At 71.6% G+C, this 26788-nt stretch carries 24 protein-coding genes; 13 read left to right on the top strand and 11 right to left on the bottom strand.

Annotated features, from left to right (window positions below; genetic code table 11):
• Both GVL05_RS11555 and GVL05_RS11550 read left to right on the top strand, forming a co-directional pair.
• Positions 1-938: metallophosphoesterase (locus tag GVL05_RS11555; RefSeq protein WP_327785641.1), on the top strand; the 938-nt coding region annotated here is incomplete at its 5' end.
• Positions 939-1187: 249 nt separating this feature from the next.
• Positions 1188-2249, top strand: coding sequence for an NADP-dependent oxidoreductase (locus tag GVL05_RS11550; protein ID WP_159573225.1), 1062 nt, complete (start codon positions 1188-1190; stop codon positions 2247-2249).
• Between the two features lie 12 nt (positions 2250-2261).
• Here the strand turns inward: GVL05_RS11550 and GVL05_RS11545 are convergent, their stop codons facing one another.
• The 3 genes from GVL05_RS11545 to GVL05_RS11535 are packed head-to-tail and all read right to left on the bottom strand — an operon-like array spanning position 2262 to position 5198.
• On the bottom strand, positions 2262-3134 hold the full coding sequence (locus tag GVL05_RS11545) for an ABC transporter permease (protein ID WP_185094234.1): 873 nt from the start codon (positions 3132-3134) through the stop codon (positions 2262-2264).
• Complete coding sequence (locus tag GVL05_RS11540) at positions 3121-4083, bottom strand: ABC transporter ATP-binding protein (protein ID WP_159573224.1); 963 nt, start codon at positions 4081-4083, stop codon at positions 3121-3123. The genes GVL05_RS11545 and GVL05_RS11540 overlap by 14 nt, the downstream gene beginning before the upstream one ends.
• Before the next feature lie 38 nt (positions 4084-4121).
• A complete protein-coding gene (locus GVL05_RS11535; protein ID WP_159573223.1) occupies positions 4122-5198 on the bottom strand; it encodes a sigma-E factor regulatory protein RseB domain-containing protein in 1077 nt (358 codons plus the stop codon).
• A 139-nt stretch (positions 5199-5337) separates the two neighbouring features.
• Here GVL05_RS11535 and GVL05_RS11530 point away from each other — a divergent pair, with 139 nt between their 5' ends.
• A complete protein-coding gene (locus GVL05_RS11530) occupies positions 5338-6807 on the top strand; it encodes an FGGY-family carbohydrate kinase (RefSeq protein WP_159573222.1) in 1470 nt (489 codons plus the stop codon).
• A gap of 86 nt (positions 6808-6893) precedes the next feature.
• Here the strand turns inward: GVL05_RS11530 and GVL05_RS11525 are convergent, their stop codons facing one another.
• From GVL05_RS11525 to GVL05_RS11510, 4 genes are read right to left on the bottom strand one after another with little or no spacing between them, the layout of a single operon-like run.
• On the bottom strand, positions 6894-7376 hold the full coding sequence (locus GVL05_RS11525; RefSeq protein WP_159573221.1) for a ribose-5-phosphate isomerase: 483 nt from the start codon (positions 7374-7376) through the stop codon (positions 6894-6896).
• Complete coding sequence (locus tag GVL05_RS11520; protein ID WP_159573220.1) at positions 7373-9115, bottom strand: dihydroxyacetone kinase family protein; 1743 nt, start codon at positions 9113-9115, stop codon at positions 7373-7375. Before GVL05_RS11520 ends, GVL05_RS11525 begins: the two co-directional genes overlap by 4 nt.
• 11 nt (positions 9116-9126) lie before the next feature.
• Positions 9127-10443, bottom strand: a complete 1317-nt coding sequence (locus GVL05_RS11515; RefSeq protein ID WP_207895492.1) for an MFS transporter — start codon at positions 10441-10443, stop codon at positions 9127-9129.
• Between the two features lie 27 nt (positions 10444-10470).
• Entirely contained in the window at positions 10471-11601 is a 1131-nt protein-coding gene (locus GVL05_RS11510) for a zinc-binding dehydrogenase (RefSeq protein WP_123672438.1), read from the bottom strand.
• Positions 11602-11706: 105 nt separating this feature from the next.
• Between GVL05_RS11510 and GVL05_RS11505 the strand changes: the two genes are divergently transcribed.
• Positions 11707-12519, top strand: coding sequence for a GolD/DthD family dehydrogenase (locus GVL05_RS11505; protein WP_159573219.1), 813 nt, complete (start codon positions 11707-11709; stop codon positions 12517-12519).
• Positions 12520-12544: 25 nt separating this feature from the next.
• Entirely contained in the window at positions 12545-13507 is a 963-nt protein-coding gene (locus GVL05_RS11500) for a sugar-binding transcriptional regulator (protein ID WP_131879444.1), read from the top strand.
• A gap of 126 nt (positions 13508-13633) precedes the next feature.
• Here the strand turns inward: GVL05_RS11500 and GVL05_RS11495 are convergent, their stop codons facing one another.
• Positions 13634-14158 (bottom strand): DinB family protein, encoded by a 525-nt coding sequence (locus GVL05_RS11495; RefSeq protein ID WP_132100000.1) that lies wholly within the window; start codon positions 14156-14158, stop codon positions 13634-13636.
• Between the two features lie 210 nt (positions 14159-14368).
• On the opposite strand from GVL05_RS11495, the gene GVL05_RS11490 reads away from it, so the two are divergent.
• Positions 14369-15901 carry an MFS transporter gene (locus GVL05_RS11490; protein WP_159573218.1) on the top strand — a complete coding sequence of 511 codons (1533 nt, stop codon included), beginning with the start codon at positions 14369-14371 and terminating at the stop codon, positions 15899-15901.
• Positions 15902-16122: 221 nt separating this feature from the next.
• Here GVL05_RS11490 and GVL05_RS11485 read toward each other — a convergent pair whose 3' ends face one another.
• Positions 16123-17151, bottom strand: coding sequence for a GTP-binding protein (locus tag GVL05_RS11485; protein ID WP_159573217.1), 1029 nt, complete (start codon positions 17149-17151; stop codon positions 16123-16125).
• Between the two features lie 57 nt (positions 17152-17208).
• Between GVL05_RS11485 and ykgO the strand changes: the two genes are divergently transcribed.
• Positions 17209-17331, top strand: a complete 123-nt coding sequence (gene ykgO / locus GVL05_RS11480; RefSeq protein WP_022905672.1) for a type B 50S ribosomal protein L36 — start codon at positions 17209-17211, stop codon at positions 17329-17331.
• A gap of 28 nt (positions 17332-17359) precedes the next feature.
• The gene (locus GVL05_RS11475; protein WP_159573216.1) at positions 17360-18016 is read left to right on the top strand and encodes a histidine phosphatase family protein; all 657 of its coding nucleotides are present in this window, start codon (positions 17360-17362) and stop codon (positions 18014-18016) included.
• Between the two features lie 100 nt (positions 18017-18116).
• On the opposite strand, the gene GVL05_RS11470 is transcribed toward GVL05_RS11475, so the two are convergent.
• Positions 18117-19895 carry a glycerol-3-phosphate dehydrogenase/oxidase gene (locus tag GVL05_RS11470; protein WP_159573215.1) on the bottom strand — a complete coding sequence of 593 codons (1779 nt, stop codon included), beginning with the start codon at positions 19893-19895 and terminating at the stop codon, positions 18117-18119.
• A 191-nt stretch (positions 19896-20086) separates the two neighbouring features.
• Here GVL05_RS11470 and GVL05_RS11465 point away from each other — a divergent pair, with 191 nt between their 5' ends.
• From GVL05_RS11465 to ald, 4 genes are all read left to right on the top strand, one after another.
• Positions 20087-21049: a sugar-binding transcriptional regulator gene (locus tag GVL05_RS11465; RefSeq protein WP_165901120.1), complete on the top strand. Its 963-nt coding sequence runs from the start codon at positions 20087-20089 to the stop codon at positions 21047-21049.
• A 49-nt stretch (positions 21050-21098) separates the two neighbouring features.
• Positions 21099-22058, top strand: coding sequence for an AraC family transcriptional regulator (locus tag GVL05_RS11460; protein WP_133937936.1), 960 nt, complete (start codon positions 21099-21101; stop codon positions 22056-22058).
• Between the two features lie 54 nt (positions 22059-22112).
• On the top strand, positions 22113-23501 hold the full coding sequence (locus GVL05_RS11455) for an FAD-binding oxidoreductase (RefSeq protein ID WP_159573214.1): 1389 nt from the start codon (positions 22113-22115) through the stop codon (positions 23499-23501).
• A 128-nt stretch (positions 23502-23629) separates the two neighbouring features.
• Positions 23630-24730, top strand: a complete 1101-nt coding sequence (gene ald / locus GVL05_RS11450; protein ID WP_159573213.1) for an alanine dehydrogenase — start codon at positions 23630-23632, stop codon at positions 24728-24730.
• Between the two features lie 101 nt (positions 24731-24831).
• Here ald and GVL05_RS11445 read toward each other — a convergent pair whose 3' ends face one another.
• Positions 24832-25632: a tryptophan-rich sensory protein gene (locus tag GVL05_RS11445; protein ID WP_159573212.1), complete on the bottom strand. Its 801-nt coding sequence runs from the start codon at positions 25630-25632 to the stop codon at positions 24832-24834.
• 164 nt (positions 25633-25796) lie between these two features.
• On the opposite strand from GVL05_RS11445, the gene GVL05_RS11440 reads away from it, so the two are divergent.
• On the top strand, positions 25797-26780 hold the full coding sequence (locus tag GVL05_RS11440) for a magnesium and cobalt transport protein CorA (protein ID WP_235035943.1): 984 nt from the start codon (positions 25797-25799) through the stop codon (positions 26778-26780).
• Positions 26781-26788 lie beyond the last annotated feature (8 nt).

Below are 26788 nucleotides of genomic sequence, written 5' to 3'. Positions count from 1 at the left end.
CCCCCGTGGCTACCGTGGACCCCATGCAGCCGCCCGCAGCCGGAACCCTCCGCGTCCTCCACCTCTCCGACACCCACCTGACCGGCGACGGCGCCCTGCACCAGGGGTCCGTCGACACCACTGCAGCACTGGACGGCGTGCTCGCCCGCGTCGACGGAGTGCCCGGCATCGGCCTCGTCGTCATCTCGGGCGACGTGTCCGAGGACGGCAGCCCCGAGTCCTACGCCGCCGTCCTCGAGCGGGTCGGCGGATGGGCCGAACGCCACGGAGCCGCCCTCGTCGCGGTCCCGGGCAACCACGACCTGCGCGAGGGCTTCCGCCAGGTGCTGTCCAACGGCCACGTCCTCGGCGAGGGCGGCCGCCCCGTCATGCACACGATGGAGTACCACCCGCCGACGGTGCCGGTGTGGGGGCAGTCCCTCGTCGCCGGCCGGAGGATCGTCACGGTCGACACGAGCGTGCCGGGTGCCGGCTACGGCGAGCTCAGTGACGCCAGCCTCGAACGGCTCCGCGCCGCGCTCGCCGGGGACCACGCCCCGCACGGCACGGTCGTCGTCCTGCACCACCCGCCCCTGCCGGCCCCGACCGAGCTGCACGAGGCGCTCCGGCTGCAGAACCCCGAGGCGCTCGCTGACGTGATCCGGGGTTCCGACGTGCGCGTGGTCCTGGGCGGGCACTACCACCACCACTTCGCCGGATCGCTGGCCGGGGTCCCGGTCCTCGTCGCCCCCGGGGTCGCGAACGACACGGACGTCACCGGCGCGTACGACGAGGAATCGGCCTCCGTCGACAGCGGCGCCCTCGTCGTGGACGTCGCCGAGGACGGCTCCGTCTGGTCGACGCCGCTGCGCGTCCCACGCCCCGACGCCGACCCGCTCGCGTTCCACCTCGACGCCGAGACCGTCGCGTCCGTCATCGCGGCCGCCGGCAAGCACTGAGCGGCAGCCAGCAAGCACTGAGTGGCCGCTGGAAAGCACCGAGCGGCCGGCGTGCAGTGAGCGCGCGACGCGCACCGAGCGCGCGGGGCGCCCTGGACGTGCGCGACCGACGGACGGGAGGCCCGTGGCGGCGCCGCCACGGGCCTCCCGTCCGCTCGTCGGTACAGTCCACGGCCGGTACCCCGCCTGCTCGGGCTGCACGCGGGGAAACCGAGTAGGCCGGACGCACACGCCAGCGAAGGAGCACCCATGCGGAACGGCAAGGCAGTCCAGTACGACCGGTACGGCGACTTCAGCGTGGTCGAGCTCGTCCCGCAGGAGAAGCCGACGGCCGGCCCCGGCGAGATCGTCGTCGAGATCGTCGCCGCCGGGTTGAACCACATCGAGCGCTTCCTGCGCGAGGGGAAGCTCCGGGACCACATCGAGCTCGAGTTCCCGGCACGGCAGGGCGTCGACTTCGCCGGCATCGTCCGGGCGCGGGGCGACGGCGTGAAGGACCTTCGGGTGGGTGACGAGGTCATGGGGCACGCGCCCCAGGGCGGATCGCACGCGAACTGGATCGCGGTGCCGCGTGGTGCCGTCATCAAGAAGCCCGAGTACGTCGGGTGGGAGGTCGCCGGTGGGCTGTACCTGGCCGGGTGCACGGCGGTGTCGGTGGTGCGATCGCTCCGCCTCGGACCCGACGACACGGTCGTCATCACCGCTGCAGCGGGCGGTGTCGGCCACATCGAGAGCCAGCTGGCGCACGACGCCGGTGCGACCGTGATCACCCTCGGCAGTGCGCGCAACCACGACTACCTGCGGCAGATCGGCACGCTGCCGGTCGTGTACGGCGAGGGCGAGGAAGACCGCATCCGAGCGATCGCGGACGGCCGACCGATCACCGCCTTCATCGACAACCACGGGGAGAGCAACGCCGAGCTCCTGGCCGAACGCCTCGGGGTCAGGGACGAGCGCTTCGTGTCGTCGGAGGAACGGCGCGACATCGAGCTGCGGTTCCTGCGCGCCCCGGCAGAGGACGAGGAGACCCGGGAACTCCTGACCACGTTGGCGAAGGCCCTGCAGGAGCGCCGCTTCCAGGTGCTCATCTCGGGGTTCTACCCGTTCGAGTACATCGTCGAGGCGTACGAGGACCTCGCCGAGATGAAGTCACGCGGCAAGGTCGTCATCGGGATGCAGACGGTCGAGACCGGGTCCCGGCTCGACTGGTACCGCTCCGAGAAGGCCCGTGACCTGCGGGACCGCTACGCGGATGCGCGCGGCTCGGAGGCGGAGACGATGGCGGGCGGCTCAGCCACTCCGGCGAGCTGACGGCGGTCGGGCTCAGCTCAGGATGTCCTTCGAGGCGAACCGGCTGTACGCCAGCGCGCCGAACACGACGACGTAGCCGAGCTGCAGCAGGGCGTTCGACCCGAACGAGTCGAACGAGATCGGGTCGCGGAGCAGGTCGCCGAACCCCAGCCACTGGTGCGAGAACAGGTACGGGTGCAGCCAGTCGAGCTGGGGGAGCTGGTCGAGGACCTGGGAGGCCCCGGCCAGCACCACCGTCGCGGCCATCGCCCCGACCGGCACGTTCGTCAGCGTCGACGCGAACATGCCGATCGCCACGAGTCCCAGCATGGACATCGCCACGTAGAGGGCGAGGAGCAGTGCCCGACCGGCGTACGACGCTCCGCCGACCTGGGTGCCGGACAGCAGGGTGACCGGACCGATCGGGAACAGCACGGCACCGATCGCCGCACCGACGAGCACCACGAGCAGCGTGGCCGCCAGGCAGAACGCGACCGCGCCGGCGAACTTGACCAGGATGAACCGCACCCGGCCGGTCGGTGCGACGAGCAGGTAGCGGATGGTGCCGTGGCTGGCCTCGCCCGCGACGGTGTCGCCCGCGACGACGCCGACCGTGAGCGGCAGGAACAGCGGGATCGACACCGTCAACGCGGTGAACGCCACGAACAGGCCGTTGTTGGTGATGTCGCCGAGGAACGCCGGGCCGCCGTCGTCACCGTCGGTCGTCAGCTTCACGGCGACCGCGATCAGGACGGGGACGAGCGCGAGCGCCCCGAGCATCGCCCAGGTACGGCGACGTCGGAACACCAGCGCGAGTTCGGAGCCGAGCAGGGCGAAGGGACGCTGGCGGCGTGGGGCTTCGGCATCGGCGTCGGGCAGTGCACGGGCAGTGTCAGGCAGCGACATCGAAGCCCTCTCCGGTGAGCGCGACGAACAGGTCCTCGAGCGTGCCGCCGCCGACCGTCAGCCCACGGACGCGGACGTCGGCGCGGACGAGTTCGGCGGTGATGGTCTCGGGCAGCAGCTCGTGCGGCAGGTCGGCGACCAAGACGTCCGCGCCGCCGTCGTGCCGGGGGACGAGCCCGAGCCGGCTCAGCACGCTGCCGGCCTGCCCGATGTCGGGCGTGCGGACGGTCACGGTGCGTGCTCCGGCGGACCGCAGCTCGTCGAGTTCGCCCTGTGCCACGAGCTTGCCGGTGCGCATCACCGCGGCGTGGGTGCAGACCTGCTCGATCTCGGCGAGCAGGTGGCTCGACACGAACACCGTCGTGCCGTCGTCCGCCAGGGACCGGATGAGGTTGCGGACCTCGCGCGTGCCCTGTGGGTCGAGCCCGTTCGTCGGTTCGTCGAGCACCAGCAGGTCCCGCGGGGAGAGCAGGGCGTTCGCCAGGCCCAGTCGCTGCTTCATGCCGAGCGAGTACGCGTGCGCCTTCTTGTCCGCCGCGTGCGTCAGGCCGACTCGGTCGAGGGCACTGGCCACGCGGGCCTTGCGGGTGCGCGGGTCCGACGTGGGGTCGGCCGCGTCGAAGCGCTGCAGGTTCGCGCGCCCGGACAGGTACGGGTAGAAGGCCGGCCCCTCGACCAGGGCACCGACGCGCGGCAGCACCTGGTGGAGCGCCTTCGGCATCGACTGGCCGAGCACCTCGATCGTGCCGCCGGTCGCGCTCGACAGCCCGAGGAGCATCCGGATCGTGGTCGTCTTGCCGGAGCCGTTCGGCCCGAGGAACCCGAACACCGCGCCGCGCGGCACCGACAGGTCGATGCCGTCGACGGCGCGCTGCTTGCGGAAGACCTTCTGGAGGCCCGTGGTGCGGATCGCGAGGTCGGTGCCCGTGGTCGGACGGGTCGCGTCCACGGCGGCCGGTTCCGTCGTGTGCGCGGGTTCCGGTGCGCTCACTTCGCGGCGGCGACCAGCGACGACACCGGCACGGCGCCGGCGAGGACCCGGCCGTCGTCGGCCAGGTAGACCGACACGAGCGAGGTCTGCACGGCACGGCCGCCGTCGACGGCCTTCGTGAGCTGGCCGAGCAGGCCCGAGGCCTCGTCGCCGAGGGACGACTGGTCCACCGTGCCGGCGGGGAGCTCGGCGATCGTGCCCCAGCCCTCGCCCGTGAAGGTCGGCTCGTCACCGTCGTGCGCACCGCGGGCGTGGTCGCCCTTCGCGTGCGCACCGTGCTCGGCGTCGGACAGGTCCTTCTCGGTGACCTTCGCGTTCGACGGGGGTGTGAAGTCGAAGAGCCGCGCGGCCGGTGCGCCGTAGTCGAGGCTCGTGAACCCGACCTGCACCGCGGGGGCGTCCTGCCCGGCGGCCTGGATCGTCGCGCGCAGCGGGAGCCCGGTCTGCTGGTCGACCGCCAGTCGGACGGTGCCGACCAGGGTGTCGGAGGACTTCGGCGTCAGCGTGATCTGCCAGGCGTCGTGACCCGCGACGCTGACCTCGGTCGGCTTCGAGACCGTGGTGCTGGGGGTGATGGCGTCGATGGCCTGCTCGGCGATGTCGGTCGGCGTGGTGGCGCCGTCCTGCAGATCCTTCGCGGTGTCGGAGGGCAGGGTCACGTGCGTGGCCGTGCGCTCCTTCGAGTCCCAGGTCCAGACCTCGGACCCGTTGCGGACCACGTCCTGCTCGGCGAGCTGCTGCGTCAACTGCACGCGCTGCTTGTCAGCGCCGTCGACGTACACGCGGGCGGTGTGCGACGAGGTGAGCAGCCCGAGCACGTCCGAGGCGTCGCCCTCGAGCGAGGAGCCGCCGGAACCGGTCGGCAGTTCAGGGAGTCCGAGGTCGCTCGACTGCGAGAGCTTGCCGGAGTACTGCGCGTCCGAGGACTTCGCGATGCTGGCGATGACGTCGGCCGCGGTCGGGTTCGTCCCCGCGATCGGGTCGTTCGCCGCGTTCGCGATCATCGGGGCGGCGACGGCGCCGGCGACGACCACCGGCGCGATGACTGCTGGCAGCCAGGCTGACTTCTTCATCGGGTTCCCCTCGTGGAGCATCGGAGTCGTGAGTACGGTACGTCCGGCCCCCGACAGGACGCTGGGCGTCGACGGATCGCGATCGTTCGTAGACTCGGGACGCGACCGACGGCGGTCGCGTGGCGGCGAAGGAGGCGGCATGCGGGCGGTGCTCGGTCTGGACATCGGGACGTCGAGCACGAAGGCGCTGCTGGCCCGGTTCGACGGCACCGTGATCGCCGAGGTGAGCCGCCGACACGACGTCGACCGTCCTGCCCAGGGACTGGTCGAGATGGACGCGGCCGTGTGGTGGGACGAGTTCACGACGCTGACGCACGAGCTCCTCACGCTCGTCCCCGATGCCGACGTGCAGGCCGTGGGCGTGAGCGGCATCGGCCCCTGCGTCCTGCTGACCGACGACGTGGGTGATCCGCTGCGCCCGGCGGTCCTGTACGGCATCGACACCCGGACGGCCGACCTGCTCGACGAGGTCACGGCGGAGCTCGGGGGCGAGGACACGATCCGCGCCCGGTGTGGCTCCGGACTGAGCACCCAGGCCGCCGGCGCGAAGCTCGCGTGGGTCGCCCGCCACGAGCCCGACGTCTGGGAGCGGGCGGTCCGGTTCACGATGCCGGCGTCACGCGTGGTGGAGCTGCTGACGGGGGAGTACGTCCTCGACCACCACTCGGCCAGCCAGACCACGCCGCTCTACGACGTCCACGAGAACACCTGGATCACCGAGTGGTGCGAGCATCTTGCGCCCGGCCTGCCCCTGCCGCGGCTGCTGTGGTCCGGCGACCAGGCGGGCGTGGTGACGCGCGAGGCGGCCGCGGCCACGGGCCTCCCGGTCGGTATCCCCGTGACGGCCGGCACCATCGACGCATGGGCGGAGGGCGTGAGCGTCGGGGAGTCCGTGCCGGGCCGGATGTTCCTGCAGTACGGCACCACGATGTTCATGATCGCGCCGACCGCCGAGCCGACGCCGGTGCCGGGCATGTGGACGACGGTCGGGACGCACCCGGGGCAGCCGAGTGTGTCGGGTGGGATGGCGACCTCCGGGGCGATCACCGACTGGCTGCGACGGCTGGTCGACGGCGAGTGGCCGACGATGCTCGAAGAGGCTCGGTGCGCCGGGATCGGCGCGAACGGGCTGCTGATGCTGCCGTACTTCGCGGGGGAGCGGACGCCCATCGCCGATCCGGACGCGCGCGGGGTGATCGCCGGGCTGACGGTGCGGCACACGCGTGGGGACATCTACCGGGCGACGCTCGAGGCGACGGCCTACGCGGTCCGGCACAACATCGAGGTGCTGCGCGCGGCCGGGGTCGAGGTCCGCGAGCTCGTGGGGGCGGGCGGCGGGTTGCTCGGACGGCTCTGGCCGACGATCGTGTCGGACGTCACCGGGCTGCGGCAGACGGTGCCGTCGGTGACCGTGGGAGCGTCGTACGGGTCGGCGTTCTTGGCGGCAGCGCTCGTGGCCGACGTCGACATCCGGCAGTGGAACCCGCCGGCCACCGTCATCGAGCCCGACCCCGTCGCGACGGCGGCCTACGAGCCCGGGTACCGCGACTACCGCGAGCTCTACGAGGCGACGAAGGCCGTCGTGCACCGGTTGGCCGCGCGCAGCTGACCGTTCGACCCCGCGCAACGGACGCAGCACCGCGCAGATGCACGGTGCTGTGTCCGGAACCTGGTTCCGCGGGAGTGCCGCCGCGCCTACGCCGAAGCGTCGACGCCGGCGGGCGCGCTGCCGTCGTACTCGCAGATGGCCGCGACCTTCTCGGCGCTTGCGCTCGTTCGGTCGAACTCGTAGCCCAACCACTCGCGAGCCATCCGGCGGGCGACCTCGACGCCGACGACCCGCTGGCCCATGCAGAGGACCTGGGCGTCGTTCGACAGGACCGAACGCTCGACGCTGAACGAGTCGTGCGCCGTGACGGCCCGGATGCCCGGGACCTTGTTCGCCGCGATCGCGACGCCGAGTCCGGTGCCGCAGATCAGGATCGCGCGGTCCGCTTCACCCGACGCGACGAGTCGCGCTGCGTCGACGGCCACGTGCGGGTACGCGGTGTGCCCGTCCGCGTCCACACCGACATCGACGACCGACGCCACCCGCGGGTCGGCCTGCAGGTCCTGCTTGATGATCTCCTTGTAGTCGAACCCGGCATCGTCCGAGCCGATCACGAGACGGTACGTCATGCGTGTGTTCCTTCCAGTTCGTTCGCACGGGCAGCGAGGACCTCGCCGACCCGCGTGAGGATCATCCCCATCGAGGTGGCACCCGCGTCGGGTGTCCCCAGGCTCTTCTCCGCCAGCGGCCGGGCACGCCCGACCTTCGGCGTGAGGTCGGCGGTCTTGTCGGCCTCGTCACGAGCGACTTCCGCTGCAGCCTGCCACGCGTCGGTGAGCGAGGAACCAACCGACACCGAGGTCCGCAGTGCGTCCACGAACGGCAGCAGCGCGTCGAGCAGCGTCTTGTCCCCGCGGGACGCCCCGCCCAGGTGCACGATCGAGTCGGCAAAGGCCTGCGCGGCCTCGACGACGTCGGACGCCTCGTACGCGGAGCGGTCGTCGCGCAGCGACCGACCGAAGGCCTCGAGTGCCGCACCCCACAGGACTCCCGAGGTGCCGCCCGCGAACTCGGCCCACGCGTCACCGGCGCGTCCGAGGACGAAGGCGACCCCTGCCTCCTGGCCGACCCGGTCGACCGCCTTCCGGGCCGCGCCGATCCCCTTGACCATGCCGCGTCCGTGGTCGCCGTCGCCGGCGACGGCGTCGATGCGGCCGAGCTCCTCCTCGTGCTCCCGCAGGAGCGCGTCGATCGCCTCGATCGCGTCGCGTGCCGTCTGCGCGGCCTGCCGGGAGGCATCACTCGCGTCCGGCACGGCCGTCGCCTCGTCCTCGGCGTCGTCCACGGCGTCGGCCGGCAGCAACGCCGCGATCGGCGCCGCCGCCTTGCGGTAGGCCGGCGTGTAGGTGTCGGCGCGCCACAGGGGGTCGAGCTCGTCGTCGAGCCACTGGAGGGTCAGCGAGCAGCCGCCCATGTCGAGGCTCGTGACGAGTTCGCCGACCTCGGGTTCGACGATCTCGAGGCCGGCGTCCCGCAGCAGCGGGAGCACGCGGCCCCAGAGCAGGAACAGTTCCTCGTACTTGGTGTCGCCGAGGCCGTTGAGGATCGGGGCGACCCGGGTGCCCGCGTTCGCCGGTCGGTCGGCGAGCAGCCGTTCGACGAGCAGCGCCGCGAGGTCGGTCGCGCGGAGCAGTGGGACGTCCTCGATGCCGGGCTCGCCGTGGATGCCGAGCCCGAGTCCGAGGTGACCGTCGGGCACGGTGAAGAGCGGCTCGGTCGCGCCGGGCATGGTGCACCCGGAGAACGCGACACCGATCGTGCGGGTGGCGGCGTTGCTGGCGTTGCCGAGGCGCTCGACCTCGTCGAGGTCCGCGCCCGCGGCAGCCGCGGCACCCATCGCCTTGAAGACCGAGAAGTCCCCGGCGATGCCACGACGCTTCGACTCGTCGTCGGCGCTCGCGATGTCGTCCGTGACCACGACGATCCGGGTGTCGATGCCCTCGGCACGCAGCCGCTCGGCGGCGAGTCCGAAGTTCATCGTGTCACCGGCGTAGTTGCCGAACGACAGCACGACGCCCTTCCCCTGGTCGGCCGCCTTGGCGACCGCGTACACCTGCGCGGTGGACGGCGAGGTGAAGACGTTGCCGACGACGGCGCCGGTGGCGAACCCCGGGCCGACGATCCCGCAGAACGCGGGGTAGTGGCCGGAACCGCCGCCGACGACCACCGCGACCTGGGGGTCGGCGCCGTCGGTGGGCAGGGCGACGACGCCGCCGTGGACGCCGCGGACGCGGTCGGCGTAGAGCGCGAGCCAGCCGGCGAGCTGGTCCTCGGCGAACTCGTCGGGGGCGTCGTGGATCGTGGTCATGCTCGAGTCCTTCAGTGGGAGGTGCGGGTGCCCTGCGGCACCTTGAGGAAGTGGATCATCACGAACGCGCAGGCGTACAGGCCGACGAACGTCCAGGTCGCGGCCTGACCGCCACCGCCGAGCGCGAAGACCGCGGCGACCACACCGGTGCCGAGGAACGCCGCGCCGCCGGCCGCCGTCGTGTACATCGCCATCGCGGCGCCCTTGTGCTCGGGGGCGAGCGCCGGCATGATCGCGCCCATCGGCACGAAGCCGGCGAGCAGGCAGCCGAACACGCAGCCGGCGACGACGGAGAGCACGTACCCCCAGTCCGAACCGGCGGGGACGAGCTGCGGGACGTACCACCAGGCGATGAGGCCGAGGGCGGACCCGACGATGCCGAACCACTTGACGGTGCGCTGCCAGCCGATCTTGTCGCCGACCCAGCCGAACAGCGCGTTCACCAGGATGTTCGTCGCGTAGACGCACACGGTCATGAGCAGCCAGCGGCTCTGGCCCCACCCGCGCTCGTTCGCGATCACGGCGGGCAGGACGACGAACATGCCGAACTCGGGCGCGGTGTTGATCAGGCGGACCAGGAAGCCCATCAGGATCTTCGGCCGGGTGACGGTCAGGCGGATGCCGCTCGTCAGTACCTGCCAGGCGCTCTCGCCGGCCGGGGCGATGCGGGAGAACCCGTTCGGCAGCCGGACGCCGAACAGCATGATGAGGAACCCGATCACGACCAGGCCGATCGAGGCGACCATCGCGCCGGTCTCACCGATCGTGCCGCCGCCGAACACCGGGATGGCGCCGATCGCGAAGAGGGAACCGAGCGTCGGCAGGCCACCCGTGAAGGCGACGTAGAACCAGCCGACCGCCGAACCGTTCCGCTCGACCGGGGTGGTGATGTTCACCCAGACCAGGAACGCGAAGGCGAAGAGCGGGTAGCCGAAGCCCCGGACGGCGTAGGCGACGGCCGCGAACGGCACGCTGCCGATGTTCAGCGCGAGCAGGAAGAGCACCTCGAAGACGACCCAGACGGCGAACCCGAGGATCATCACCCGGCGCGGCCCGATCAGGTCGGAGAGGGCGCCGGAGACGTAGCTGCCGATCAGGGCGGCGAGGCTGTAGAAGGTCACGATCGTCGCGACGGTGGCCTCGGGACTGCCGAGGACCGCGACCATGTGCGGGGTGATGAAGTTCGACTCGACGCCGTTCCCGGTCATGAAGACCAGGACGGCGACGAACCCGAGGGCGAGCGGGCGGGGGATCCCCATCCGGTCGAGGCGGCCCTCGGCGCGAGGGGTCGTGGGCGCACCGGTGGCGCGCTGTGTCGTCGTTGACATGCTTGCTGACTCCAGGGGTCGGCGGGCTCAGGCCTGCAGGGACGGGAGGATCGAGACCTTGACGCTCGCGCCGGCGGAGTCGCCGACCAGGTCGAGGGCCTCTTGGAACCGCTCGAGCGGGAACTGGTGCGTGCAGATCTCCGACATCGGCAGGGTCTCGGCCTCGAGCAGCTTGATCGCCGCCGGCCAGGTGTGCGGGCCGAGGTGGGCGCCCCGGACGTCGAGCTCCTTGTCGTCCGAGATGATCGACCAGTCGACGGAGACGGCGTCCTTGAACACCGAGTACTCGACGAAGGTGCCGAGCTTGCGCAGCAGGTTGAGGCCCTGGGGCACCGCCGACGGGTGGCCGGTCGCCTCGATGTAGACGTCGGCGCCGTAGCCGTCGGTCAGTTCCTTGACCCGGGCGACGGCGTCGTCCTCGGCGATGTTGATCGTCAGGTCCGCGCCGACCTTGCGGGCCAGCTCGAGCTTCGCCTCGACCACGTCGAGGGCGATGATCCGGAGCGGGTTCTTCTGTCGAGCACCAGCGATCGCGGAGAGGCCGATCGGTCCGGCGCCGGCGATCACGACCGTGTCGCCGAACTTGATGTCGCCCCGCTCGACGGCGTGGAACGCGCAGGACAGCGGCTCGGCGAACGCGGCGACCTGACCGGGCAGGGCGCTCGACACCGGGTGGGTCAGGGCCTTGGCGGGGACGAGCACGTACTCGGCCATCGCGCCGTCGTAGCCCTTGAAGCCGAACATGTCGTGGACGTTGCACATCCAGTACGCGCCTTCGAGGCAGTAGCGGCACTCCCAGCACGGCACGATCTGCTCGCACGCGATGCGGTCCCCGAGCGAGACCTTCCGCTTCGCCAGGGTGTCGTCGTCGCCGGAGACGATCGTCCCGACGAACTCGTGCCCGGGGATGCGGTCCGTCTCGGCCCAGGCGGCGCGGTTCTCGTCACCCCAGAACTTCGCGGCGCCGTGGTAGCACTTCAGGTCGCTCGCGCAGATGCCGACGGCGTCGGTGCGGAGCAGGAGCTCGCCGGGGCCGGGCGTCGGCACGGGGCGTTCCTCGAGCCGGTAGTCGCCCGGGCCGTGGACGACGACGGCTCGCATCGTCGTGGGGATGGTCGTGGTGGCGGTCGTGGCCGCGTTCTCGGTCGTCGTCGACATGCGCTGCTCCTTCGTTGGATGGCTTCGGCGACGACTGTACACCTCGCAGAACGTTTGTCCAGAACACAATTTCTGCTAGGTTCGACCCGACGCAAAGGAGCGAACATGACGACCAGCACCACCCCCGACTTCGCCGCAGCCCTGCGCCCGGGCCCGGACACCGTCGACCTGACGAACGACTTCACCGGCCGCACCGCAGTGGTGACCGGCGGCGCCTCCGGCATCGGGAACGCCATCGCCCGGGCACTCGCCGCACGGGGTGCGCGGGTCGCGATCGTCGACGTCCGTGCCGACGGCGCCACGACGGCGGCGGCCGACCTGCCGGCCGCGGGCCTCCATGCCGGGTTCGGCTGCGACGTGACGGACGAGACATCCGTGGCGCGCACCGTCGCCGTCGTCGTCGCGCACTTCGGTCGCGTCGACGTGCTCGTCAACTGCGCCGGGATCGCCGCACTCGCTCCGGCGGACGAACTGTCCGCCGAGACCTGGTCGAGGACGATCGACGTCAACCTGACCGGCACCTTCCGCGTTGCCCAGGCCGTCGGTCGGCACATGCTCGCCGCCGGGTACGGGCGGGTGGTGAACATCGCTTCGCAGGCCGCGCACGTCGGCATCGACGGGCACGCCGCGTACTGCGCCTCGAAGGCGGGCGTCATCGGACTCACCCGTGTGCTCGCGCTCGAGTGGGGCGGTCGCGGCGTCACCGTCAACACCGTGTCGCCGACCGTCGTCCTCACCGACCTCGGCCGTGCCGCGTGGGCGAACGAGAACGGCATCCGGCACCAGGACGAGATCCCCACCGGCCGCTTCGCCACCCCGGACGAGATCGCCGCCGCGGTGCTGTTCCTGGCGGGGGAGTCGAGCGCGATGGTGAACGGCGCCGACCTCCGGGTGGACGGCGGGTTCACGATCCGCTGAGGTGTGCCGGGGATACGATCGGCGCATGTCCGCCGAGAACCCTGCCGCCGAGGGTGCCCGGACCCGGTTCCCGCTCGACACCGTGTACCAGGCGGCGCGGATGTACTACCTCGAGGACGCCACCCAGGTCGAGATCGCCTCGCGCCTGGGTGTCTCGCGTCCGACGGTGTCGCGGCTCGTGGCCGAGGCGCGCAAGGCCGGTCTCGTCCGCATCGAGGTCGTCGACCCGTTCCAGGACGAGACCGTCGCGCTCGCCGAACGGCTGCAGGTCGTGCTCGGCATCCGAGCGGTGCACCTGGCCGCCGTCACGCACACCGCCACGCTCGGCGCCGACCTCGCCGCGCCCCTGGCCGCAGCGGTCGAGGGCATGGGACTCGTCCCCGGCGACGCCGTCCTGATGTCGTCGGGCCGCACGGTGTACGACGTCGCACACGCCGGCATGCCGAGCCTGCCCGGCGTGCAGCTCGTCCCGACGGTGGGCGGGCAGGCGGACCCGATGCCGTGGTTCCAGACGAACGAGATCACCCGGACCGCTGCGGAGCACTCCGGAGCGATCCCCGCCTTCCTGTTCGCCCAGGCGCTGCCGTCGCCCGCGATGCGGTCCTCGCTCGACGAGGACCCGGCCTTCCAGCACGTCGTCGGGCTCTGGGGCCGGGCGAAGGGCGCGATCCTCGGCATCGGGGCGCCGACCCCGACGCGCGACGCCCTGGCGCGGGGCGTCCCCGTCGAGGACGCCGCGTTCGACCAGGCCGCCGGTGACGTCTGCCTCAACTTCTACGCCGCGGACGGTTCGCCCATCGAGTTCCCCGGCAGCGACCGGATGGTCCGGACCTCACGCGAGGTCCTGTCCGGTGTGCCGCACGCCGTCGGCGTCGCCGTCGGCAGCGCCAAGGTCGGCAGCATCGTCGGCGCCGTGCGCGGAGGGCTCGTCAACGAGCTGGTGTCGGACGCCGCGACGGCCCGCGCCCTGCTCGACGCGCTCGCCTGAGCGGTCTGCTCGACGCCTGGCAGGTGCGCGTTCCTTCCCAGAACGGGCGCGATGGAAGGCGCTTTCGGGCATACCTGGTCGTTTCTTCGTGGCAGGTACGCCCGATTCCGGCAGGTACGCCCGAACCTAGTGTGTGCGCCGCACGTCCCAGAGGTGGTGGACGGGGTCGTGCGCGTAGTACGTCGCGAGGCTCGCGACGGTGAAGGCGCTGCCGTCCGACCGCAGTCCGGTGCGCTCGAGCTGGTCGTCACGGACCTCGTCGAACGCCCGCGCTGCCCGGTGTGCGGCCTCGCCGAGCTCCCGGACGACGACGGCCGGGTCCTGCTCGCCGTACCGGTCCTGGACCGCGGTGGCGTCCTGGTCCCAGTTCGGGAACGTCGGGGCGTCCTCTGTGAGCATCAGGGCGAGCCGCTCGGTCATCTTCCGGTGCACGTCGCGCACGTGGGCGCCGTACTCGAGTGCCGACCAGGTGTGGTCGTCGGGACGCTCGCGCACGTCATCCCGGCCGAGTTCGGTCGGCCACGCAGTCGTGTTCGCGTCGATGATCCCCGGCACGTCGCGGATCGACACCGTGGTGCCGTCGTAGCCGCACTCGGGGCAGGTGCCCTCGATGACCCAGGTCCAGCTCTTCGTCTCGGGTTCGATCGCCATGCGCCGATGTTATGTCCTCGTTACTCAGCCTTCCGGATCCGCAGGCGCATGCGGATCGGGCCCTCCCCCCGTTCGGGTGACACGCCGCTGCCTGGGAATCACCGGCCAATGACATTTCGGTCGCTCGGTAACGTCGCTCGCTGTTCCTGAGCCGGTCTCCACCGGCCCGAGCCGGTCCCTGCCGGCTCGTCACGATCCTCGAGGAGAGACATGGGCTCCGATCCCAGCCATACCCCGACCCGGCCGCACCGACGTCTGCGCGAGAGCGACGTCACCGTGGTCGACAAGAGCATGATGCGCCGCGCGGTGAGCGGCATGGTCGTCGGCAACACGATGGAGTGGTACGACGTCGGCGTCTACGGCTACCTGGCGGTCACGATGGGGAAGGTCTTCCTGCCGACCGCCGAGCCCGCCGTGCAGATCCTGTTCAGCCTCGGTGTCTTCGCTGCGACGTACATCGCCCGTCCGCTCGGCGGCATCGTCTTCGGCCGTCTCGGCGACCGCATCGGGCGCCAGAAGGTGCTCGCGACGACGCTCATCATGATGGCGGCGTCGACGTTCCTCATCGGAGCGCTGCCCGCCTACGCGACGATCGGGGTGTTCGCACCGATCGTGCTGGTCGTGCTGAAGCTGGCGCAGGGGTTCTCCACCGGCGGTGAGTACGCCGGTGCGACGACCTTCGTGACCGAGTACGCCCCGGACCGTCGCCGCGGGTTCTTCGCGAGCATCCTGGACTTCGGCAGCTACCTGGGCTTCGCGCTCGGAGCGACCGTGGTCTCGGTGCTGCAGATCACCCTCGGCGAGGACGCGATGGTCGCCTACGGCTGGCGCTTCCCGTTCCTGGCGGCCGGTGTGATCGGCGTCGTCGCGATCTGGTTCCGTCTGCGCATCGAGGAGTCGCCGGTGTTCCAGGCGACCCAGGCCGCGCAGGAGGCCGCGTCCGAGACCCGCGCGTCCTTCGACGGGGAGCGTCCCGCGAACGTGCTCGTGATGGTCCGAGACCACTGGCGGCCGATCGTCATCGCGATCATGCTCGTCGCGGCGTCGAACACCGTCGGGTACGCCCTGACCTCGTACATGCCGACCTACCTGACCGACTCGCTCGGGTACTCGCCGCTCGACGGCACACTGCTGACGATCCCGGTGCTCCTGCTCCTGGCGGTCATGCTCCCGCTCACCGGCAAGCTGTCCGACAAGCTCGGTCGACGCGTCGTGATGTGGATCGGTGCCGCGACGACCGTGGTGCTCGTCGTGCCGGCGTTCATGCTGATCGGGCACGGTGCGCAGTGGTCCACGCTGGCCGGACTCGGGCTGCTCGCACTGATGACCGCGCTGTGGGTGTCGAACCAGGCGGCGTCGCTGCCGGCGCTGTTCCCGACCTCGACGCGGTACGGCGGCATGGGCTTCGCCTACAACATCGCCATCGCGGTCTTCGGTGGGACCACGCCTCTGATCGTGCAGGCGCTGCTGACCGTGACCGGGGACGAACTCGCCCCGGCGTACTTCTTGATGGCGATGAGCGTGGTCGGTGCGATCGGCGTCTTCTGCATGAAGGAGTCCTCGCGCCGTCCGCTGCCGGGTTCGATGCCGGCGGTGGAGACCGAGGCCGAGGCGAAGGAACTCGTGCTCACGCAGGACACGAACCCGAACCTGGACCTGGGGGACCTGCCGTTCGCCGCGCAGGACGCTGCCGCCCGGGCCGCGGGCGAGGCCGCCGACGCCGAGGCCGTGCCGGCGCGCTGACGCCGGGGGCGCTCGCGACGCGACCACGGGCGGGAGGCGCGGTGCAGGTCCGACCTGCACCGCGCCTCCCGTCTGTGCGTGCGCATGCTGCGACGATCCACGCGTCGATCGACTCGTGTTCTGTCGGAAGATGCGCACGCACCGGATGCGTGCACATGCTGCGACGATCCACGCGTCGATCGACTCGTGTTCTGTCGGAAGATGCGCACGCACGGGACGCCTCACTCGTGCCGGTGCTCCGACGCCGGGTCCACCGCCGGCCACACGGGGAACGGGTCCGCCCACCCGCGCCACAGGTCCGGCCCGGCCAGCAGCTCCGGCGGCGTGAGCAGCGCCCCGTCGAGGGCACGTTCGATCGCCCGCACGTCGAGCCGCTCGCCGACGAACCACAGCGCCTGCCCGATCGGGGCGTCGGCGTCCCACGACGGGTTCGCGGTGGGGTCGAGCGCGAGCATCGCCCCGAAGCTCGACCACGAGCCGACGTGGTCCGGGCGTGACGCGAGCCGGAAGAACCCCTTCGAGCGGAGCACCCGGCCCGAGCTACCGGCGGCCAGGTCCCGCTCGATCACGGTGGCCAGTCGCCCAGGGTGGAACGGCAGCGGCTCCCGGTAGCGCATCGCGACCAGGTCGTCGCGGGCGTCCCGGCCGGTGTCGGCGCCGCTCGACAGGGCGCGCATCCACCCGGCGCCCGAGGCCAGGACCCGAGCGGCCCCGCCGTTCGACGCGGGCAGGTCGCGCGCGGTCCGGAGTGCGGGCAGCGCCACGATCACGGCCTGCGGCGCGAGCCGGTGCAGCAGTGCGACCAGTGCGCGACGGCGGCGGAGGGACAGCGGAGCGAGACGGTCGAGCGCGATGACGGTCGCGTACTCGACGAGGGACGCCACCCGGTCGGCGGCCACGAACGCGTCGTCGACGTCGGACCACAGCAGGTGGGCGACGTCGTCGGCGCGCAGTACCCCGACCACGTGCCGGAGCACCCGGTCGTCACCGGTCTCGCTCCGGGCGGCGTTCGCGAGCATCATGCCCACGGCGCGGGCGTCGGAGCCGGGCTGCAGCGTGACGACGAGGCCGTGGTCGGCGTCGGGGCCGCAGGCGCGGTCGAGGTGGTCAGCCCGCTCGGCGACCGCGCGGGCCGCTGCGAACGCGCTCCCGTCCACGTGCATCCGGTGCCCGGTGGTGATCCGGGCGGCGACGCGGTCGGCGTCGGCCTCGTGGAGGGCGGTGACGAGGGTGATGGCAGCAGAACGCATGTCGGGTACCCTACCTGAAAACCGTTCTCAACAAGAGAGCGCCGACGGAGGAGAACCATGAAGGTCCGCAACTCGCTCAAGGCACTGAAGAAGATCCCGGGCTCGCAGGTCGTCCGTCGCCGCGGCCGGGTCTACGTCATCAACAAGCAGAACCCCCGCTGGAACACCCGCCAGGGCTGACGTCGGCGGTGGTCCGTAGGGTGGATCCATGCGACTGCTGCTCATCCGCCACGGCCAGACCCCCGCGAACGTGAACGGTGTCCTCGACGCCGTGGTGCCCGGACCCGGCCTGACCGAGCTCGGCCAGCAGCAGGCGGATGCCCTGCCGGCAGCCCTGGCCGACCGGGGGATCGAGCGGCTCTTCGCCTCCACCATGGTCCGGACGCAGATCACCGCGGCACCCCTGGCGGCGTCGCTCGGGCTCGATCCCGTCGTGCTGCCCGGTCTGCGTGAGATCGAGGCCGGGGACACCCAGGGCAAGAGCGACACGGTGTCCGTGCAGCTGTACATCTCCACCGTGCACGGCTGGTCCGGCGGGGACCGCACGACCCGGATGCCCGGGGCGGAGAGCGGGCTCGAGTTCTTCGAGCGGTACGACGACGCCGTGCGGCAGATCGAGGCCACCGGCGTCGGCGTGGCGGCGGCGGTGAGTCACGGTGCGGCGATCCGTACCTGGGCGAGCGCGGCCGCCGACAACACCCCTGACCACTTCGGCACCAAGCGCCACCTGGAGAACACCGGCATCGTCGAGCTCGAGGGGTCCTTCGCCGACGGCTGGCACCTGGTCGACTGGGAGGGCGAGCCGATCGGTGGTGACCAGCTCATCGACCGCACCGCGCTGGACCCGACCGGCGAGCGGTTCTGACGCGCGATCGCGACCGGGCGAACGGAACGAGACCAGACGAACGACGGGAGGCCCGGTACCAGCTGGTACCGGGCCTCCCGTCCGTTCGTGGTCGCGTCGACTACGCGAGCTGCGACGCCGACGCCTGTGCCGTTGCGGACGCCTGTGCCGTTGCGGACGTCAGCGGCACGATCACGCGGTGCGCCTCGCGCAGCACGTCGAGCGTGCGCTGGACCTCGTCCGCGCGCTCCTCGGGCGTCCAGTCGAGCGCCCCGGCGAGCACGTCGGCCAGCTCGTCGAGCAGGTCGATCGTGACACCGCCGACGAACGCCAGGTTCGTGCGGCGCAGCACCACGTCGACCAGGTGGACGGCCTGCTCGTGCTCGGCGAAGTACGCGACCTCGGCGCGGGTGAGCGACGGGTCGGACTCGAGGGCCTCGACGGGGCCGTCGGTCAGGACGTCCACGACCTCGGCCGCACGGGTGCCGTAGCGCTCCAGCAGGCCCTCGACCAGGGACTCGTCCAGGCCGTCACGGTGCGAGGTGATCCACAGGGCGCGCTGCGCGTCGGTGGTGGGGAACTCCTTGCCACCGCCGATCGCCATGCCGGTCGTGTCGACCTTGCGGGGCATGCCGAGCTTCGTGGTGGCCTCGGTCGACAGGTGCGCGGCGAGGGCACGGAACGTCGTCCACTTGCCGCCGACGAGCGACAGCACGGTCGACCCCGGCAGCCCGGCGATCTGGGTGTCCACGATCCGGTAGTCACGCGAGACGAAGCCGGGGGCGGTGTCCTCGTGGCGGGGGAGCGGACGGATGCCGGAGTAGCTGTAGACGATGTGGTCGCGGGTGACGTCGATCTGCGGGAACACGTGCTTCACGAGCCCGAAGAAGTAGTCGATCTCCTCGTCGGTCGTCGTGACCGGCTTCGAGGGGTCGGCGTCGATGTCGGTCGTGCCGATGAGGACCCGGCCCTTGAGCGGGTAGATGAGGACGATGCGTCCGTCGTCGTTCTCGAAGAACAGCTCGCGTCCCTTGGTGGCCTCGAGCAGCTCGTCGTTCTGGACGACGATGTGCGAGCCCTTCGTACCGCCCATGAACTTCGTCTCGCCGCCGAACGCCTCGTTCGTCAGGTCGGTCCAGGGACCGGAGGCGTTGATGACGACCTCGGCGGTGAACACGAACTCCTCGCCGGTCTCGCGGTCGCGCAGCAGCACGCCGCCGTCGCGGGTGCCGGCTGCCTCGACGTAGTTCGTCGCGCGGGCGGTCGCGGCGGAGCCGGTCCCGGTGCCGGCGGCGATGCCGTCCTTGAGGACGTCGAGGGCCAGGCGCTCGGGCTCGTGCACGCTCGCGTCGTAGTAGGTGCCCGTGTACTTCAGGTCCTTGTTGAGGGCGGGCATGTCCTCGAGCGCGGCCTTCTTGGTGCGGAAGACGTGCTTCGGGACGGAGCCGCCGTCGCGCGAGAAGGAGTCGTAGATCGTCATGCCGATCTTGATGAGCATCGCGCCGCGCTCCTTGGTGGAACGCTGCTTGTGCGTCAGCATGCGCAGTGGGGCGTTCATGATGCCGGAGAACGTCGAGAAGATCGGCATCGTGGTCTGCAGCGGCTTGACGTAGTGCGGGGCGATGCGGATGAGGCCGTTGCGCTCCTGGACGCTCTCGCGCACCAGGCGGAACTCGCCGTTCTCGAGGTAGCGGATGCCGCCGTGGATCATGTGGCTCGACGCGGCGGACGCACCGGAGGCGTAGTCGCCGCGCTCGACCAGGGCGACGTCGACGCCCTGCAGCGCGAGGTCGCGGAACGTGGCGATGCCGTTGATGCCGCCGCCGACGACGAGGACCTGCGCGTTCGGGCGCTCGGTGAGGGCGGTCACCGTGTCCCGGGGCTGTGTCTTCTTCGACATGGTTCGTCGCTTCCTTCGTCGGTTCTCGTGGTCAGGATCGATCGTGCGCCGGTTTGGGAGGTCGGGCAACTTGCATGCACGAACGTGCAGCACACGTGTCGTGCGCTCCGATCCGGGGGCCGGGAGGCGCGACAGGGGTTGCAGAGGCCGTGCACGTCCGTGCATGGTTGCGTTCGACAGATCGGAGCACCATGAGCGATGCGGCTCAGCCCATGCGCACGCAGCAGGCGCTGCGCGCCGCCCACCTGTACTACCTGCAGGACCTGACGATGGACGCCATCGCGGACGAACTCGCCACCTCGCGCTCCTCGGTGTCGCGCCTGCTGAAGTACGCCAGGGACACCGGCCTCGTCGACATCCAGATCCGCTCACCCCTCGACCAGGCGGCCGCGCTGAGCCGCAGCATCCGCTCGCGGTTCGGCGTGCACGCGCACGTCGTCCCGGTGCCGGACCACACGAGCGACGTCGACCGCCTGGAACGGGTCGCCCTGTCCGCCGCCCGGATCCTGACGCAGTACGTCGAGTCGAACATGGTGATCGGGATCTCGTGGGGCTCGACGGTGAGCGCGGTCAGCCGGTACCTCGTGCCGAAGACCACGCACGGCTCGACGATCGTGCAGATCAACGGCGCCGCGAACACACGGACCACGGGCATCGTCTACGCCTCGGAGATCCTGCGGCGGTTCGGCGAGGCGTACGGCGCGTTCGTGCAGCAGTTCCCGGTGCCCGCGTTCTTCGACGACCCCGCCACGAAGGAGGCGCTGTTCCGCGAGCGGTCGATCCGCCGTGTGCTCGACCTGCACGAGCGGATGGACCTGGTGGTGTTCGGTGTGGGCGCCCCGCAGGCCCCGGTGCCGTCGCACGTGTACTCCGGCGGCTACCTCGACCCCGCGGACCGCGACGAGCTCACGAAGGCCCAGGTCGTCGGGGACGTCTCGACGGTGTTCTACCGGGCCGACGGGTCGTGGCGGGACATCGGCGTGAACGCGCGCGCCGGCGGGCCGGACCTCGACACCATCAAGCGCGCGCCCCGTCGGGTGTGCGTCGTCGCGGGCCGCTCGAAGGCCGCGTCGTTGCGGGGTGCGCTGGCGTCCGGGCTCGTCACGGACCTGATCCTGGACGAGAGCGTCGGGCAGGCGATCCTGCAGCCCTGAGTCAGGATGTGACCCGGTTCTGTCGGGGGTGCCGGGTACGGTCTCGGCCATGGTGATCTCGATGGACCGACCGGGCGGCCGGTACTCCCGTCGCGTGGTCGGCACGGACGTCGACCAGGCGCTCGCGTTCTTCGGGCGCGACTACGACTTCCGGGCACCCGCGGTCCGGCGCACCCGCCCCACCGCGCACTGGGACTTCGCCGGAGTCGGCGACGACCGGATGTCGCTGCGGTCGTCGCGGTTCATGGTCGACCTGCGCAGCGAGAGCCAGGTCGACGACGAGTTCCTGGTGGCCTGGATGCGGAGTGGCTCCAGCCGGATCACCTGCGGCGGCGAGACCTGGGCGCTCGAAGCCGGCGTGCCCGTCGTGCTGCCGTTCGCCGAGCCGTACTCCCTGCACCACCGCGACATCGCGCTGAACCTCGTGCACCTGGACCGTGACTTCGTCCGGGCGCTGGTCGGCGAGGACGACTTCGCCTTCGAGCCGATGCAGCGCCCGACGGCTGCGGGCACGGCTGCGTGGCAGGACGTGGTCCGGACGCACTCGTCGACGTGGCTCGACGTGGACCACGACCTCGACCCGATCGCGCAGCGCGACATCGCCGAGGCCTTCGCGACCGCTGCGATCCGTGCGTTCCCGCAGCGCGATCGCTGGCGCTCGACCGTGGCCGGCGGCGGTCCGGAGCACGGACGCGTCCGCCGGGCGCTCGACTTCGTGCACGAGCACGCCCGCGAACCCATCGGCACACCGGAGATCGCCGCGGCGGCGGGGCTCAGCCCGCGCGGGCTGCAGCAGTCCCTGCGACGGCACCTCGACCAGACGCCCGGCGACCTGCTGCGCGAGGTGCGGCTCGACGGTGCGCGGGCGGACCTGCTCGGGGGTGCGCGCGACGAGACCTCGGTCGCCGAGATCGCCCGGTCGTGGGGCTTCGGGCACCTCGGGCGGTTCTCGGCGACGTACCGCGCCCGCTTCGGCGAGCTGCCGAGCGAGTCGCTCCGCACGCGCTGACCGCCGTGGGGGCACCGAGCCGGGGAGTCCACTCGGCGGCGGTAGCGTGACGACATGGACACCGTCGTCACCGAGCTCCGCTCCGCCCTGCAGGACCCCGACGGCACCGTCGTCCGGACCGAACCGGGCGTGCTCGACGCCGCGCGGACCGACAAGTCCGGCTGGATCGCCCCTGGCGGTCCGGTCGCGGTCGTCGAGGCCCGCACCGTCGAGCACGTGCAGGCGACACTCCGGACCTGCTCGGCCCTGGGCGTCCCCGTCGTTCCGCGCGGCGCCGGCACCGGTCTGGCGGGTGGCGCGAACGGCACCGAGGGCACGGTGGTCCTCAGCGTCGCGCGGATGGACCGCATCGTCGAGGTGTCCGTCGAGGACGAACTCGCCGGCGTCGAACCCGGGGTGCTCAACGGTGCGCTGAACGCCGCCGTCGCCGAGCACGGGCTGCGCTTCGCACCGGACCCCGCGAGCGCGGCGATCGCGAGCGTCGGCGGGAACATCGCCACGAACGCCGGTGGTCTGCGGTGCGTGAAGTACGGCGTCACGCGCGAGGCCGTGCTCGGGCTCGACGTCGTGCTGGCGGACGGCCGGCTCGTGTCGACCGGCCACCGCACCGTCAAGGGCGTGACCGGTCTCGACCTGACGGCGCTGCTCGTCGGGTCCGAGGGCACGCTCGGCGTCATCGTCGGCGCGACGGTCCGACTCGTCCCGATCCCGGCGGGTGAGCCCGCGACGCTCGGGGCCGTCTACCCGTCGGTGCAGCAGGCCGCCGCGGCGGCAGCGGCCGTGGTGGCGGGAGTGGACCGGCCGTCGACGGTCGAGCTGCTGGACGCCCTCGCCCTCGAGGGGATCGCGGCGTACCTCGGATCCGAGGTGATCGTCGAGACGGTGGGGAGCACCGCGGCGGGCGGGGTCTTCCTGCTCGTGGAGTTCGACGGTCCGGGCGCGACCGAGGCCGCGCTGGGAGCCATGCCGCGCCTCCAGGCCGAGGGCGGAACCGTGCACCTGGCCGGGTCGGCGGCGGAACGCGAGCGCCTGCTGACGATCCGCCGGTCCTTCCACGCCGCGATGGAGTCGCGAGGCCGGGTGCTCATCGAGGACGTCGCGGTGCCGCGCAGCCGGCTCGCCGAGATGTTCGCCCGCGTGGAGGAGATCGGTCGCGAACACGGTGTCCCGATCCCGACCGTGGCGCACGCCGGCGACGGCAACCTGCACCCGAACTTCGTCTTCGACGGCGACGAGGTGCCGGCTCACGTCTGGGACGCCGCCGACGCAATGTTCCGTGCCGCGATCGAGTTGGGCGGGACACTGACCGGCGAGCACGGCGTGGGGGTGTTGAAGCGTCGGTGGATCGGTGACGAGCTCGGCGACGACGTGCTCGAGCTGCAGCGGGGGATCCGACGGGTGTTCGACCCGGCAGGCATCCTGAACCCGGGCAAGGTCTTCTGAGCGACTGATCGCCGAATCTCATCGCACGGATGCGCCGTGCGTCGTCAGGATCTTCGGCCCTAACGTCACCGCAACGAATCCGGCGCTGAATGGTGTGGACGAGAGCACCACCCACGAAGGAGTCTGCGATGCGCATCGGCGTCCCCACCGAGATCAAGAACAACGAGTACCGCGTGGCGGCCACCCCGGCGGGTGTCGCGGAGCTGGCGCTGCACGGCCACCAGGTCCTGGTGCAGGCCGGCGCCGGCACCGGGTCGGCGTTCCCCGACGACGAGTACCGCACCGCGGGCGCCGAGATCGTCGACACCGCCGCCGAGGTCTGGGCGCGCGCCGAGCTGATCCTGAAGGTCAAGGAGCCGGTGGCGTCCGAGTACCCGCTCATCCGTCCGGGCCAGGTGCTCTTCACGTACCTGCACCTGGCGGCCGACCGCCCGCTGACCGACGCGCTCATCGACTCCGGAGCCACCGCGATCGCCTACGAGACCGTGCAGCTGCCGGACCGCTCGCTGCCCCTGCTGTCGCCGATGTCCGAGGTCGCCGGGCGGCTGTCGGCCCAGGTCGGCGCCTACAACCTGATGCGCACGAACGGCGGACGCGGGCTGTTGCTCGGTGGGGTGCCCGGCACGCCGAAGGGCCGCGTCGTCGTGATCGGCGGTGGCGTCGCGGGCGAGCACGCGGCGACGATGGCGCTCGGCATGGGGGCCGACGTCACGGTCTTCGACATCAGCCTGCCCCGCCTGCGCGCGCTCGACGCCCGGTTCGACGGGCGGATCACGACGCTGCGTTCGTCGGCGCACGCCATCGCGGAAGCCCTGCGGGACGCCGACCTGGTGATCGGTTCCGTGCTCATCCCCGGGGCGTCCGCGCCGAAGCTCGTCACCGACGCCATGGTCGCGGACATGCGGCCGGGATCGGTGCTCGTCGACATCGCGATCGACCAGGGCGGCTGCTTCGAGGGCTCGCACCCGACCACCCACGACGACCCGACGTTCGCGGTGCACGACACCGTGTACTACTGCGTGGCGAACATGCCCGGTGCCGTCCCGCGCACGAGCACGATCTCGCTGACGAACGCGACGCTGCCGTACGCCGTCGCGATCGCCGACCGCGGGTGGGAGGCCGCGCTGGCCGCCGACCCGTCGCTCGCCCTCGGCCTGAACGTGCACGCCGGCCAGGTCACGAACGAGGCCGTGGCGGCCGCGCACGGCTTGGTGGCGTCCGCGTGGTAGGCCGGCCGCCTGCGGGCCCGGCGCTGGCGCGCGTTGTTTCGCGTTCAGCGACAGTTCACGCAGGCTCGCGGCCGTGAACTGTCGCTGAGCGCGAATGTTGGCTAGGCCGTGCGCGCCGCCAGGCCACGCGCGCCGGACCAACCCGCACGCGCCCGCACGGCGACCGTCACCACGACGACCGCGGCGGCTGCGACCACCGCGGCCACAGCGGTCGGCGTCGACACCAGCGGACCGTCGAGCCGCGCGACCGCCACCCACGCCAGACCCCAGGCCAGGGACAGCATCGGCGCCAGGCGACCCCGACCCCACACCGCCAGCAGCAGCCCGACGAGCCCGGCCACCGCTGCGACGAGCACACCCCAGACGTCCTGCCCGAGTTCGAAGCCCCGGAAGCCCGCTGCCGTCAGCACCGCGGCCGTGTTCGCTGCCGTCGCGACGCACACCCACCCGAGGTAGAGGCCGAACGTGCCGTCGGTGACGATCGCCTCGACGACACCGGAGGGCTTCGACCGCCGCAGGATCGTGAACGTCCAGACCAGCACCGCGAGCAGGGCCACGATGATCGGTTCGCTCGCCCACAGGAACCCGAACTGCACCGACAGGATCCACGCCGCGTTGAGCAGCAGCGACAGGATCGCCGGCACCGCCAGCTTCGCGTGCCGGTCGTCGTCCGACGTGCGGAAGAGCTGGCGGATGGCGTAGGCGATGAGGCCGACGTAGACGACGCTCCAGATCGAGAACGCCGGGCCGTCCGGTGCGATGGCGGTCGACGACGCCGACAGTGCTCCGCCGGCAGCGTCCTGGATCGGCGTCCCGCCGGCGGCGCCGGACCCGACGAACGCCCCGACCACCGCGACGACGGCACTCACGGCGACTGCGATGCGCTTCCAGATCCTCTTCATGACCGTTCCCTTCGTCAGCATGCTGATGACCTGCACCGTAGGCGGGCGGTCCTGTCGGGCGCGCAGCGTGCGTTCAGCCTGTGGGGGACGGCGGACGGGAGGCGCGTGGCGGGCCTGCCACGGGCCTCCCGTCCGAAAGCCGGTCACCTGCGTACGGTGGTCGCGTGAGCGTCGAGATGAACACCGTGTACGTCGACCGGATCGCCCCGATGGCGAGTCCGTCGCTGGACGACACCTTCCGGATGCTCGACGAGCAGGGCGCGAGCGCGTGCATCGTGCTGTACCAACCGGACGCGCAGGAGCTCGGCGACGTCGCGGTCGCCCTGGGCCTGCACGAGCTCGCGGTCGAGGACTCCGCCGAGGGGCACCAGCGGCCGAAGCTCGAGCGGTACGGCTCGACGCTCTTCGTGGTCCTCAAGCCCGCGCTCTACAACGACGGGCAGGAAGAGGTGGCGTTCGGCGAGGTGCACGCCTTCGTCGGTGAGGACTTCTTCCTCGTCGTGGTGAAGGCCGACCCTCGCGGCAGGGCCACGGTCCCGCGGGCGCTCCAGCGGATGAGCGGCAAGCCCGGCCTGGTGACGGTCGGACCGCAGGCGCAGCTCTGGGCGTTGATGGACACGATCGTCGACGGCTACGTGCCGGTGATCGACGGCCTGGAAGAGGACATCAACCAGATCGAGGACCAGCTGTTCGCCGGCGAGGCCGGGGTCTCCCGCCGCGTCTACGAGCTGTTCGGCGAGGTCGTCGACTTCCAGCGGGCCGCCCGTCCGCTGATCCACATCATCGAGAACCTGCACCGCGGCGCGGAGAAGTACCACCTGCCGATCGAGATGCAGCGCCGGTTCCGCGACGTCCTCGACCACGCGATCCGGACGGTGGAGCGGCTGGACACCTTCCGGCAGCTGCTGCAGAACGCCCTGACGGTCGACTCGACGCTGGCGGCGCAGAAGCAGAACGACGACACGAAGCGGATCTCCGGCTGGGCGGCGATCCTGTTCGCCCCGACGCTCATCGCCGCCATCTACGGCATGAACTTCACGCACATGCCCGAGCTGACGTGGACCTGGGGCTACCCGCTGTCGATCGTCGGGATGGTCCTGTTCGCCGCGATCCTGTGGGTCGTGTTCAAGGTCAAGCGCTGGTTCTGAGGAAGACT

Origin of the sequence: Curtobacterium sp. 18060, from assembly GCF_902706105.1 — a bacterium.
In the GTDB taxonomy this organism is placed as follows: Bacteria; Actinomycetota; Actinomycetes; order Actinomycetales; family Microbacteriaceae; genus Curtobacterium.
This window is presented reverse-complemented; position numbering and strand designations above follow the sequence as displayed.